This is a genomic window from Treponema rectale, from assembly GCF_014202035.1.
Lineage (GTDB): Bacteria > Spirochaetota > Spirochaetia > Treponematales > Treponemataceae > Treponema_D > Treponema_D rectale.
In genome coordinates this window covers 422,684-436,234 of the sequence record NZ_JACHFR010000003.1, presented here as the reverse complement: position 1 = coordinate 436,234, position 13,551 = coordinate 422,684, and the positions used below count along the sequence as shown (strand labels likewise).

Annotated in this window: 8 protein-coding genes; 3 read left to right on the top strand and 5 right to left on the bottom strand. The window is 39.9% G+C overall.

Going from position 1 to position 13,551, the window contains the following annotated elements:
* Window positions 1-106: 106 nt before the first annotated feature.
* Window positions 107-559: a hypothetical protein gene (locus tag HNP77_RS10775; protein ID WP_184653201.1), complete on the bottom strand. Its 453-nt coding sequence runs from the start codon at window positions 557-559 to the stop codon at window positions 107-109.
* Window positions 560-1,160: 601 nt separating this feature from the next.
* Between HNP77_RS10775 and HNP77_RS10770 the strand changes: the two genes are divergently transcribed.
* Entirely contained in the window at window positions 1,161-1,856 is a 696-nt protein-coding gene (locus HNP77_RS10770) for a helix-turn-helix domain-containing protein (RefSeq protein ID WP_184653199.1), read from the top strand.
* On the opposite strand, the gene HNP77_RS10765 is transcribed toward HNP77_RS10770, so the two are convergent.
* The 4 genes from HNP77_RS10765 to HNP77_RS10750 form a co-directional block, all read right to left on the bottom strand.
* The gene (locus HNP77_RS10765; RefSeq protein ID WP_184653197.1) at window positions 1,848-2,510 is read right to left on the bottom strand and encodes a hypothetical protein; all 663 of its coding nucleotides are present in this window, start codon (window positions 2,508-2,510) and stop codon (window positions 1,848-1,850) included. The two genes, HNP77_RS10770 and HNP77_RS10765, sit on opposite strands and share 9 nt — an antisense overlap.
* Window positions 2,511-2,562: 52 nt before the next feature.
* Complete coding sequence (locus tag HNP77_RS10760) at window positions 2,563-5,838, bottom strand: LPS-assembly protein LptD (protein ID WP_184653195.1); 3,276 nt, start codon at window positions 5,836-5,838, stop codon at window positions 2,563-2,565.
* A 50-nt stretch (window positions 5,839-5,888) separates the two neighbouring features.
* The gene (gene uvrA, locus HNP77_RS10755; protein WP_184653193.1) at window positions 5,889-8,846 is read right to left on the bottom strand and encodes an excinuclease ABC subunit UvrA; all 2,958 of its coding nucleotides are present in this window, start codon (window positions 8,844-8,846) and stop codon (window positions 5,889-5,891) included.
* Window positions 8,847-8,924: 78 nt separating this feature from the next.
* On the bottom strand, window positions 8,925-9,275 hold the full coding sequence (locus HNP77_RS10750; RefSeq protein ID WP_184653191.1) for an ArsR/SmtB family transcription factor: 351 nt from the start codon (window positions 9,273-9,275) through the stop codon (window positions 8,925-8,927).
* Window positions 9,276-9,533: 258 nt separating this feature from the next.
* Between HNP77_RS10750 and HNP77_RS10745 the strand changes: the two genes are divergently transcribed.
* Both HNP77_RS10745 and HNP77_RS10740 read left to right on the top strand, forming a co-directional pair.
* A complete protein-coding gene (locus tag HNP77_RS10745; RefSeq protein ID WP_246428922.1) occupies window positions 9,534-12,620 on the top strand; it encodes an efflux RND transporter permease subunit in 3,087 nt (1,028 codons plus the stop codon).
* Between the two features lie 116 nt (window positions 12,621-12,736).
* Entirely contained in the window at window positions 12,737-13,549 is an 813-nt protein-coding gene (locus HNP77_RS10740; RefSeq protein WP_246428921.1) for an outer membrane lipoprotein-sorting protein, read from the top strand.
* Window positions 13,550-13,551 lie beyond the last annotated feature (2 nt).

Genomic DNA, 13,551 nt, shown 5'->3' with positions numbered 1-13,551 from the left:
CTGTACAACCGGCTGTTATGGCAGGCGAAACTGTCATTACTGAAATTAACGGTATGACGGATAACCTTAACCGGGACATGACGGTATCAGTGCGGAAAACCGCCTTTTACAGGCTTCTTACGGAACTCTGAAGTATACCGGGCGGATTACCCCGGTTTACGCTGCTGCAGATTTTTTTTTTGCGGATCCGTGTAATCCCCTGTCTGCAGCTGACAGGCAGCCAGGCTTTCTGCGGTACAACTCCGTTTTCATAAATCTGGAAAAGCTCCGCTATGTCTGGAAGACACCAGGCACTTTCATAATCAGTTCCGCTCAGGTTTGTCGCAGCAGTGCTGTAATTCCTGCAGAAGCAGAAAGCCGGGTAATTTTCCTCTGTTGCGGTATCATCAACGCATTCAGATACTTCAACCTGATCAAGGTTATCGCTGCCGTTTTTTGTCGCCGGTAAAGGCCTGGCTTTCTGCGCTTCCATCTGCAGATTTTTTTTCTGAGGATCCGTGTAATCCCATGTCTGCAGCTGACAGGCAGTCAGGCTTTCTGCACTTCCATTCGTATGCATTTGCACTGTTCAAACACCATGTACATCTGACTGCGTCGTGCCTTAAGCCCGCTCCTGGAGTACGGCCTGTTGCTGTATCGTCTCCGCTGTTCAGGCCTGTTCACTTGCAGAAAATCAGTGCAATTGCCGCAGCCTTTACCCCGGACGGCCCCCGCAGCAGTAAGTCGAAAAGAAATTACCGGCGATTTTTTTAAAACGGGAATGGCAAAAAAAAAGTCTGCTTACGGAACTCCCGGAGCATGCCGGGCGGGACCGGAAGGGGCGCGGAGCGCGTCCGGAGCAGTTTCTGCGCAGGACCGGCCGGGAGGGTAAGCCCTGCAGGGCCCGTTGAGATACACGCGCCTTCCCTTTTCTTTGACCTGCCGGGGTGGATTCTGAGCGTTCCCCGCCTCTGTAAAATTACGGTTAAAAATATTGTAATGTTTGAAATAATTTCTGCTGATAATAAAAACAAGAAGATATTTTTTCGGTGAAAATCGAAAGAAAAATTAAAATTTTCTTAAAAAAATTACGTTACTTCACATGAAAATTCTTATTTTCAGTGAAAATCAGTAATTTCATCTCCTTTATGAACAAATGGAGATTCTGTTAATCTCAAACCATGAATGCAAAACATACACTATTAGAAGTATTTTCAGAAAATGTTGTAAAATTCAGAATGAAGCGCGGTATAACTCAGGAAGAAATGGCTTACCAGATCGACCTTACTCCGAGGGAAATTACAGAAATCGAATCCGGACATCACTGGACGAAGCCTGAAAAAATTGAAGTTATATGCAACCTGTTTGAAATTTCTTACAGGGAACTTTTTGATGAATCTGTGTTTACGAAAAAAGATGAATTTTTCATCACTGACCGTAAGAAAACTCACCGTCTTAAAAAAGAAATGCGAAGATCCGATTCAGGAAAAATGTTACTGAAGAAAATTGACCGTAAAAAGACATTCAACAAAATTGCACTTCAAAAAGTTTTAGGAGAAAATCTCATTCATTTACGGCATAGCATCAAAATGTCTCAGAAAGAACTTTCTGCAGTTTCCGGAGTATGCGAAAAGAGCATTTCCAATATTGAAAACGCATCAGCCTGGCCGTCAGCATCCGTACTTCAACGGCTCTCTGAAGGCCTGAGGATTTCATACATTGAGTTGTTTGAAACCCCCATCATAGTTCCGAACTCAGGTATCTCAAGGTATTTATACAACCTTAATCACAGAGAACTTTCAATACTTATAGAGCAACTGGAGCAGAGAAGAAAAATTCTCTGTGATATCGAAAGAAATCACGAAATGTCAGTCTGAGGCTTTTTTAGACGAAGATTTTACTGCAGCAGACTTCTTTGTTCGTTCCGCAGTCTTTTTTGTACTTGTAGAAGCCGCTGCAGAAGATTTAGCAGAAGCTCTTTTTACAGATTTTTTTACGGAAACCGTTTTTTCTGCAGAAGCTGCTGATGCAGCAGAAGTCTTTTTCTTAGAAACCTGGGTTTTTCCGGCGGATGAAGTTTTCCGTCCTGCATTCTGCTCTGCTTTCTGTCCTGATTTTACGGCAGCTGAACGTACTGCTGCTCTTGCAGGCTTTGCTTTTTCAACAACAGTTTCTGCAGAAGGTTCCGATTTCGTACCTGCGCTTTCGTTTTCAAGTGAATTTACGGCATTTTTTTTAGCCTCAATTTCTGACAAAAGTTCTTCAATCTGTGTGTAATACTCTTTCAACGTCTCAGTATCTGCTGCAGTTTTTTTTGCAGAACTGCGCTTTTCAAAAACAAATTCCCCAAGACTTGCATAAAGTTTCTCAAGTTTCCCGGTCATACGTGTCAGTTCAATTCTCATAACGGACTTATCACTGAAATCTGAAATTTTCTCACCCGCCTTATGAAAAACTTTCTTTGAAGATTCAACACTTTTATCCAGGAATTTGAAAAATTTTTCTTTAAATGACATGCTCTTATCTTTCATTTTCTTTACTCTCCCTTAAAATAACTATAACTGCAAAACAGTATACGCGCAACTACGGATTTAACTGCCACTCGCCATACTCATCAACAATTTCTGTTTTCATACTTGCCATAGGTCTCCATGAAACAGAAAATGAAAAATAAGGATGATAATCATAGGATTTTTTTGAACCGCTTGTTACGGTACGTGGTTTAAAAGTCAGGCTGGCATTCATATCCCAATCGCAGAGGGAATGAGAAAGGGTTACGGAAAATGTCTTTATTTTGAAACCGGAAGCTTTTCTTGATGCCTGATCCGAATCATAAAAGGAATCATCATCCCAGAATTTAAATGAATTATACAAATCGATAAACGGATTTGTTTCTCCGCCTATAACATCCCCGTAATCAGTATATTTCTGAACATATCTGAATATGACAGAATTACGTGATTCTGCAGAAAACTTCAAATCGAGAAAATTATTTATTTTAAAACTAAGACCAGGAACAAATGTAAAATAGCTGTTTGTCGGCTTCAGACAGTCATATACAATACTGGTTGACAAAGTCGGAGTCCATGAAATCCTATTAAGCCACCTGTAATAGGTCGTGCTCTTCGAAGCATAGGAAATGCTGAAGGAATACGGCTGAAACTCCTTATCCGTTTTTGAAGTCCATGTCATCGAATCTTTATCGAAATCATATCCGGCAACATAACTCATGACATACGAAGCCTGAAGATTCTTCCAGCTGGCAGATAATTTAAATGAATCTGCATGCCATTCATCAAGATCATAATTATAACTTTCAGTAAAACTGAAATCTCCGATCTTTATTGAGGCAGACTGCTGCATCGGATTCCATTCATAAGATTCATCAGTCGAGCTAACCTGCTGAATTCCCGTTGCAACACTAAAACTTCCAAGCGGAAAACCAAACTTAAGCGTTCCTGAATAATATTCAACCTGCGGAGGAAGTTTTGTTGACAATGTTAAAGTCTGGGAATACTTACCTTCTACGGCAGAAAGTGTTCCGCTGAGGGTATGCGTAGTAAAGCAGTCGTCGTCAAACACATCCGGCGTTTTATAATTCCACTGGGGATTCTCTGCATCTCCAAGAAATTCCGTTTCTATGAGTTTTATCGAGGTATTCCAGTCAATACTGGAATTCTTCAGCACTTCATTATAGAGAAGCGGTTTTACGGATACAGTATTTGAATTAGTGAGGTCAAGTTTCTTTGCCGCATAATCAGTTTTCTTTACAGTTGCAGCCTGAGTTTCAGTATATCCGTCCAGATCAGGATGTGTCTGATAGACTGGATTAAAGGTAAAATTATTAGACAAAGTTGCAAATGTATTTCGGTACGAAAGTTTACTGGTAAGCGTCGTCGGAACTTTTATCTGATAGTATGAAGAATAAAGATTACTCCAGCTGAAATCTTCCGGCTTATAGAGAGGATGCTCGTCATAACTCTGATAAGTAAGCTGGGAAGTATATTGAGGTGTTATGGAATAAGTCAGGGAATACTCGAGCCCCTTCAAATCTGTAACTGCAGACGTAACACCAGGAGATACAGATGGAAATCCTGCTTCAGAAAAAACTTCATCTGAGGCTGTTTCAGGACCGGAAGTTTTTTTCAGTTCCTTTTTCCCGCTTTCTTCCACTTCCAGTTCATCAGAATTTTCCTTCTTTTCTTTTTCAAGTTCATCAGGCGTCTTGAATTCATCAGGAACCTTCAGTGGTACTGTAAATGCAGGAACTTTTGCAGCTGCTGAAGAAGAGCCGGATATCTGAAAAATAGTTCCCGATATCTTTGCAGCTATCTTAAAGGGAGTAACCTGCGACGGATAAAAGAAAGTTCTCTCAGGAGAATACGTTCTCCAGTTTGAATCAGCAAGAGCCCATTCTTCATCGTAATAAAACCCATTGGAAGAAGCCGTACTTCTTGCCTTCGAGCTGAAAACAAGAGATGAAGAAAAACTTGTTATTGCAAGAGAATTTATATAAGGCTTTATAAAATCAGGAAGCTTAAAAGTATAGGAACCGCTGGCAGTCCATGTAAACGAAGAGACAGTATTGGATGTCGTTTCTTCTTCTTCGGCTCCATCCCCATTCATCAAAAATCCAAGCCAGTCAATATACTCACTCCGCTCATTAAAATCATCTGTAAAATACGGATCTGAATAAACCGGAAGAGAAAGGGAAAAAGTAAAAGGTTTTGTCACGGAAAAAGAAAGTCCGGCACTGTATCTGAACGGAAGTTCCATTCCCAGAAAATTTGATTTATCTGAATATGACTCACCGTTACTGTAGTTTGTATATACACCGCCTGATTCAAAGACAGTCTGGGTAAAAGCAATATTCATATTTCCGGACAGATTTGAAATAATACCGCCAGGCTTATATACTCCCTCCAGTCCGAACATAAAACCAAGGTTCGTATAGTAATCCGCCATTATTTTCAAATAATCCGTTGTATTTCCTTTATAGTCGGAATCAAGATTATGAAGGACAAGACCTTCCCTCTTCTGTTCCTTAAGGGTTGTTGATTTCATAAAATTAAACAGTCCCTTTGTAATGTCGTCCTCATCATCGTCATCTGATGAAGAATCAAGAGGTTTCCGTCCAAAAATATAAGTTGTTGTATTAAAATAATACCCCAGCCTTTCATCATAACCAAAACTCGGATTAAAAATAAGTTCATCCTTAGGATAATAAAAAGCAGGAAGATAAAGCAAAGGAACATGTCCTACAAACAGCACTGCATTGAAAAAAGCAAACTCTCCGCCAGGAAGAAGCCATATTCTCGACGCCCATATCTTCCAGTGAGGATCATCATCATCACAGAAAGTAAGTTCTGCATTCTTAAACGCTATGGTTCCCGAAGAATCCCTTCCAAAAATATCTGACGCAACTATCAGTGTCGAACCGGAAGGAAGGTTAATCGCATCACTCTGAGTTTGAACCGCCCGTCCGTTATCAAAGATTCCCTCAAGTGTACTGGTGTTAAACAAAAGGGAATTTGCGGATATATCCTGTCCTCCGGCACTTCCCCCTGTCTGCTGAAGGGAAACATTTCCTACTGCATACACCATATCAGTACTTCTGTTGAAGGTAACGGAATCTGCATAGATTTTTGTAACAGAACTCCCTTTCGTAACAGAAATTGATACAGAACCGGTAAGAATAATTTCCTCAGCGCCAGTCTCTTTATTTTTACGGTACTCAGTATTCTGGGCACTCTCAATCTTTATGACACTCTGCTCCTGTCCATACACAGAAGCCAGCACAAAACCAAGAAAAAAAATGAGGAAGATTCTTTTTAACGACTGAAAAAAACTGCAGTTCACCTTTTCAACGATTATATAGGGAGGCTATTTTTTCTTCAATCAGAGTACATTTAATTTTTTTCATCTCTAAGCCGCTCTCTTTCAAGCATTGCCTGAATAAACTTTCCCGTGTAACTCTTTTTAACGAGAGCAACTTCTTCCGGAGTACCGGCAGCAATTACCTCACCGCCACCTGTTCCACCTTCAGGACCAAGATCTATTATATAATCGGACTGACAGATAACATCAAGATTATGTTCAATCATAACAACAGTATTTCCTTTATCGACAAGCTGCTGTATTACAACCATAAGCTGCATTATGTCTGCAAAATGAAGTCCTGTAGTAGGTTCGTCCAATATATACAGGGTTTTTCCAGTTGACGGTCTGCACAATTCAGAGGCAAGTTTTACCCTCTGAGCTTCACCCCCTGAAAGAGTAAGCGCATTCTGTCCAAGCTGTATGTATCCCAGCCCGACATTTTTTAAGGTTTCAAGTTTTCTTGCAATATGCGGAATTCCTGCAAAAAAATCAGCTGCTTCTTCTATAGTCATATCAAGAACATCACTTATTGTCTTACCCTTATAAGTAACATCCAGAGTCTCCTGATTAAAACGCCTTCCATGACATACATCACACTGAATGAAAACATCAGGCAAGAAATTCATTTCAATAGTTATCGTTCCGGCACCTTCACAGTTCTCACAGCGTCCGCCCTTTACATTAAAACTGAATCTTCCTGACTTATACCCTTTTGCTTTTGCTTCCGGTAAGCTTGCAAAAAGTTCACGGATTCTGTCAAAAACGCCTATATATGTCACCGGATTGGAACGGGGGGTCCTTCCAATCGGAGTCTGATCAATGCTTATTACTTTATCAATATTTTCCAGTCCTGTTATGCTCTTATATTCTCCAACTTCATATTCTGTCCTCATTACAGCATTGCTCGCAGCCGGATAAAAAACATCAGTAAGCAGCGTTGACTTACCGCTTCCGGAAACACCTGTTATGCAGGTAAACGTTCCCAATGGAATATCAACATCGATATTTTTTAAATTATGTTCCCTGACTCCATGAATCTTTACAAAATTACCGTTTCCTTTTCTCCTCTCAGAAGGAATACGCATCCTTATTTTGCCCGCAAGATATTTCCCGGTAACAGAATCCTCTACCTGCATTACCTGAGACGGAGTCCCGCTCGCCATTATTTTTCCACCATGAACTCCAGCTCCAGGTCCAATATCTATAAGCCAGTCTGCAGTAAGCATCGTCTGTTCATCATGCTCTACCACAACAACTGTATTGCCAAGATCACGAAGATATGTAAGAGACTTTATAAGGCGTTCATTATCACGCTGATGAAGTCCGATAGACGGTTCATCAAGAATATACATTACACCGGTAAGTCCTGAACCGATCTGCGTTGAAAGCCTGATACGCTGGGCTTCTCCTCCTGAAAGAGTTGATGCACTTCTGTGAAGCGTAAGGTATTCCAGTCCCACATTTTTAAGGAAACTGAGTCTTGCATTTATTTCCTTTAATATCTGCGCGGCGATTTTCTGTTCTGTTTCCGAAAGCTTAAGATTCTTAAAAAAATCAATTGTTTCAAGGACAGAAAGTTCCGTAAGATCCCAGATATTTTTTCCTCCAACCGTAACACTGAGAGCTTCCGGACGAAGTTTCTTTCCATGACAACTTCTGCATTCAGAAACGGACATGTATTTTTCCTGCATGCGTTCCCGCTGGCTTTCTCCCCAGGCTTCAGCATACCTTCTTTTCATATCTGACATGACACCGAGCCATGGTCTTTTATATTCAGAATACCCTTCACCGCTCTGTTTCTGATAAACCCAGTGAAGAATCCTGTTTTCATCGCCATTCCAGAGATAGTCATACTGTTTTTTTGTAAGTTTATTTAAAGGAGTATCAAGGGAAAAACCACCTTCCTCTGCTACTGCTTCAAAGATACTTCTGTTCCATGCGCTGTCAGGATTATAAAATGCAATTCCGCCTTCATTAAACGAAAGATTCTTATCAGGAACAATCAGTTTTTCGTTCCATTCCATTTTTTCACCTATACCGGTACAGTCCGGACAGGCTCCGAAAGGATTGTTAAAACTGAAAAGACGGGGCTGGAGTTCAGGAATGGAAATTCCGCAGTCCGGACAGGCATTTTTCTGACTGAAGAAAACTTCCTGTTCAATAAAGGCCGCATCCCTGTCATAAGGAGTTCCTTTTGCATCCAGGGCAGCAGCAACTTCAGAATAAGCTTCCTCGTCCTTATTTACCCTGCGGAGAACTATGAGGATTCCGTTTGCAGCATTAAGGGCTGTTTCTACAGAATCGGCAAGCCTCCTGCGAATTTCAGGCTTCAGGACTATACGGTCAACTACTATTTCTATCGTGTGCTTCTTCTGCTTATCAAGCTTAATAGAATCCTCAAGTTCTACCATAAGTCCGTCAATTCTGGCACGAACAAAACCTGATTTTTTTGCATCTTCAATAACTTTTACATGTTCACCCTTCTTACCGCGAATGACAGGAGCCAGAAGAGTCAGTTTAGTACCCTCATTCCAGCTGAGGATCGTGTCTATAATCTGATCAACGGACTGCTCGTTAATTTCACGGCCGCACTGAGGACAGTGAGCCTTACCTATTCTTGCATACAGAAGCCTGTAATAATCATATATTTCAGTTACTGTTCCTACAGTTGATCTCGGATTTTTATTTGTCGATTTCTGTTCAATTGAAATTGCAGGAGAAAGCCCGGAAATCATATCAACGTCCGGTTTATCCATTCTTCCTAAAAACTGACGGGCATAAGAAGACAGGCTCTCCATATAGCGTCTCTGTCCCTCAGCAAAAAGAGTATCAAATGCCAGTGAAGATTTACCGCTCCCTGAAAGTCCGCTTATTACGACAAGACGATTTCTTGGAAGTTCTACATTTATGTTTTTAAGATTATGTTCCCTTGCACCCTGAATTACGATTTTTTCCTGACCTTCAGGGACTTTATTTATTCTGTTCATAGACACAATTAAATGTTAAAAAACTTAAAATTTCAAGCATCAGGACAGAAACGGAACAGCATCAAAAATCAGAACATATCAGCTGTTTTCAAGACGAAGCTTCTCTTCTGCCTCTACAACTTCGAGAACGGAATGTATGAGATTATCTACGGTTTTAAGGTTCTTCTTGAATTCTGCACGGTAAAATATCTGAGTCCTTTTTTTTACGGAAACAAGCAGACCGCTGTCCTTGAGAACCTTAAGATGATGAGAAACAGCCGGACGGGAAAGCTTAAATCTGGAAGCAAGTTCCGTAACGTTTATTCCGTCAAAACCAGACTCCGCTACTTCCAGCATAATTTTCTGCCGTATAACGTCCCCAAGTGCAACAAATAACGGCGAGCACTTCAAGAACATTCCCTGCAGCCGCTTAAACTCTTTCTTATTCATAGTCCTAATATATGACCTAACATGCGTTTTTGTCAACATTTCGTTCAAATAATTAAACTGTTAGACACTTAAACCGTTAAACCTTAAGATTTTTTTATATTTTTAATTCTTTATAATATAAGAAATTAATAATAATTTTTAATAGTTTAAGGTAAAATTTTCATGATTACATTTGACATTTTATTTTAATTGATTATCATATTGGTAATGGTTCAAGTTTTTGAACGGATATAATACAAAAAGCGAGGTATTTTTAAGATGAAATTCGTAAAGGCTTTTTTTAAGCACCCGTGGTTTATCATCATCACCTGCCTCATTCTGACAGGATTTTTCGGATTCTTCCTTAAGGATCTGAAACTTGAAAACTCAATGAGACAATTCTTCCCGCAGAAAAATGAAGCCTACACAAGACTTACAGACACGGAAGACAAATTCGGAAGCATGCTCGCCATCGGTGCAAGCATTGAAGCAGATTCAGGTACCATCCTTACACCGGAATACCTTTCCATCATAAAAAAAATAACAGACAGAGTTTCTCTTCTTTCTGAAGTTGATACATCAAAAATAAATCCTTCTGAAAAAAGCGTAGACTCACTTACCCATATTGATTATCTGTGCGCAGATGAATACGGAGCAATTTCTCCGTCACAGCTTATTCCTCCTGAATATTTTGATGATAACGGAAACTATATTGCCGGTCAGGAAGGTATCAGTGAACTTAAATCACGCCTTACTGAATGGGACGACATGTACAACCGTGTAATCATAAATGACAACAATACTGCAGCCCAGCTTCAGATTACGCTGAAAACTACAAGCACTTATGAAAATGACATCGAAAGTGCAAAACGTGCCCTTGAAAGTGCAAAAGAATCCGGTGATCCTGATGAAATAAAAACTGCAGAAAAAAATCTGGAAGATACAATCAATGCTCCATCCGTACAGCTGGAAGAAGCAAAAAAGAATCTGAAAAAAGCAAAGGCTTCAAAAAACACTGACGAACTTAAGGCAGCAGAAGAAGCTTACGAAAATGCAAAATCATACTATGCAGCCTGCAATTCTGATTCAGTAAGGCAGCAGAACACACTTACGGCAATCCGTAAAATTGTAGAAGAAGAATGCAGCGGTCACAACGTAAAATACAAGCTCGTCGGAGAACCTGTTCTTTCTGAAAATTCAAGAAAATTCATGACGGCAGACCTTCTCGGCCTCATTCCACTGGTAATTGTCGTAGTACTCATCTCACTTTACCTGAGCTTTAAGACTGTCGAAGGAACATTACTTCCTTTGATTACTGTAGTTATGGCAACCGCAATATCCTGCGGACTCATGGGACTTTTCGGAATAACCTTCACTCTTGTTTCAAGCGTAATTCCAGTTGCCCTTATTGCTGTAGGTTCTGCATACGGAATTCACGTTCTTACCCACTACTACATTGCCGTAAAAAATGCCGGAAATGAACTTACTGCAGAAACATACAGAGAATGCGTATTTGAAGGCCTTAGAGATGTATGGAAAGCTGTTATCCTTGCAGGAATTACAACAGTAGTAGGTTTCATTTCTCTTGTAACAAGTCCTATTGAACCTCTTCACAGCTTTGCAATATTTACAGCTGTAGGTGTCGGAATTTCCCTCTTACTTTCAGTAACTTTCATTCCGGCAATTCTTCTTGTAAAAGACTACAGAAAAATCGGACAGAAAAATGAAAATTCACTTTCCGAGAAAGTAAGAAAACGTGCTGCAAAAGTTCGTGCAAAAATTGAATATCAGCTTGCAAGAAGAGGCGGAAAATCTGTTGACGAAGCAAGCGGAAATACCTTATACCTCATTTACCGTTTCTTCTGCGGAACAAAAATCCGTCTTATAATTACAAGTGCAGCAATTATAGTATTCAGCATTACAGGATTCAGACTCCTTAAGATTGATACAGCACTTATAAACTACTTCCCTGAAGACTGCCAGTTCAGAAAAGACATTGATTACATCGACGAACGTTTTGCCGGAACAAACAGTATCTTCTTTAACGTTATTTCTCCGGACGCACGTAACTATGAAGCTTCCGCTGAAACTGAAAATACATCCGATGAAACTGCTGAAGAAGAATTTAACTTTGATGACTTTAATTTTGACGCTGATACTTCAGAAGAAGATTTCAATTTTGATGACTTCGACTTTGATGCGGCAATCGAAGAAGAAGCAGCCCCTGTAACAGCCTCAACAAGCATTACTAACCCGGAAATACTTAAAGCCGTAGATGACATGAATGCCTACCTTCTTGCAAAACACAAGGGTATCGGAAAAATCGTAGCACTTCCGACGTTCATCAAACGCGTAAACCAGGTATGGAATGCACCTGAAGCCCAGGAAGATGAAGCCGGTGAAGCATACAGGGAAAAACTTGCATCTACACTTACAACACAGGAACTTCTTGAAAAATTCAACCATGCCTATATTGAGGCAGGAGGAAAATACGCAACTGTTGAAGGAATTGTCGACATTCTCATGAAAGACACAAACTTTAACGGAACTGCATATTATGAAATTCCATATGATCCTGAAAAATATCCGCAGGATACAAGAGAAGCACTTTCAGGAATCGTTGCAAATTATCTTGATTCAATACTCAGCGGTTCTGCATCCATCAGCCGTTTCATTGACAGCACTTCACAGCCTCAGATTATGCGCATAACCTGTCAGCTTCGCGTTCATACAACAGATGCCGTTGAATCAGTAATCAATGATGCAAAAGAATATGCTGCAAAACACTTCCCTGAAGGATATACACTTGAATCAACAGGTTCTTCAGATATGGAAGTTGTTATGACAGACATGATTGTTGAAAGTCAGATTTCTTCACTTGCACTTTCACTGATCTCAGTATTCATCATCATTACAATCTCCTTTAAATCTGGATGGGCAGGACTTCTCGGAGCAATTCCACTTGCATTTGCAATTCTCCTCAACTACATGATAATGGGATTTGCAGGAATCAACCTTGACCTTGTAACAAGCATCATCGCTTCCCTTGCAGTCGGAGTAGGAATTGACTACACAATTCACTTCCTCTCTACATACAAGGAAGAAAGGTCAAAATCTGATGACATTGAATACGTAACAAAGCAGACATTTACAAAAAGCGGTCACGGTATTGTTACAAACGCCCTCGCCGTAGGATTCGGATTCCTCGTACTCTGTCTTTCAAAGTTTGTGGTACTCCGTTACATCGGTGTACTTGTTGCACTGGTAATGTTTACATCAAGCTTCCTTGCAATGACAATCATTCCTGGAATACTTAATCTGCTTGATCCGAAATTCATCAGACCTGCAGAAAAAAAATCTGAATAAACCGTTGCATAAATGTAACAGTAATCAGGTTTAAAGGTTTAATTATATAAACGTATACATCAGACGGAACAGTATGTTCCGTCTGAACAAATAAAACTTTTATAAGGAGAACAAATATGAAAATGACATCTAAAATTACAGTTCTGACACTTGCACTTCTTGCAGCCGGTTCCATGACATTTGCACAGGGAACTGGAAAAAGCAACGAAAAAGGTGATGAAATCATGCGCATCGTACGTGATTTTAAGAAACCAGATTTTTCTACTTCGAACGTCATAATGACTCTTACAGATAAAAACGGAAAAAAAGAAACACGTGCCGTAAGAGAATATGGCCGCGACAAAGACGGACAGTCTTCTGTTGTTATGATGTTCCTTTCTCCTGCAAGCGTAAAGGATACCCGCTTTCTTCAGATTGAAAAAGAAAATGCAGACGATGATAAATTCATCTATCTTCCTTCACTCAAAAGCACCCGCCGTGTAAATGCAAGTGAAGGTTCAAAATCCTTTATGGGAACTGATGCAACATACGATGATCTTTCTACCCGTGAATTTGATGAAGACTATCATGAATACATTACTACAGAAGACAAAAACGGCTACAAAAACTGTGACGTTGTAATCATGACTCCAAAAGACAAGAAATCAAGTCAGTACAGTTACAGGAAGGCATGGATTTATCACGTAGATGAAGCTGAGAAAATATACTACCCTGTTTACACTGAACTTTATGACAAAAACAACAAGCTTGTAAAAAAACTTACAGTTTCAAGAATTGAAAAGGTTGGCGATTTCTATATTCCAATGGATGATAAAATGGAAAACGTACAGACAGGACACTCTACAACTCTTGAAATAAAGAATGTTGATACAACAACAAAAATTCCTGACCGCTACTTTACACAGAACTTCCTCAACACAGGAAAATAAAA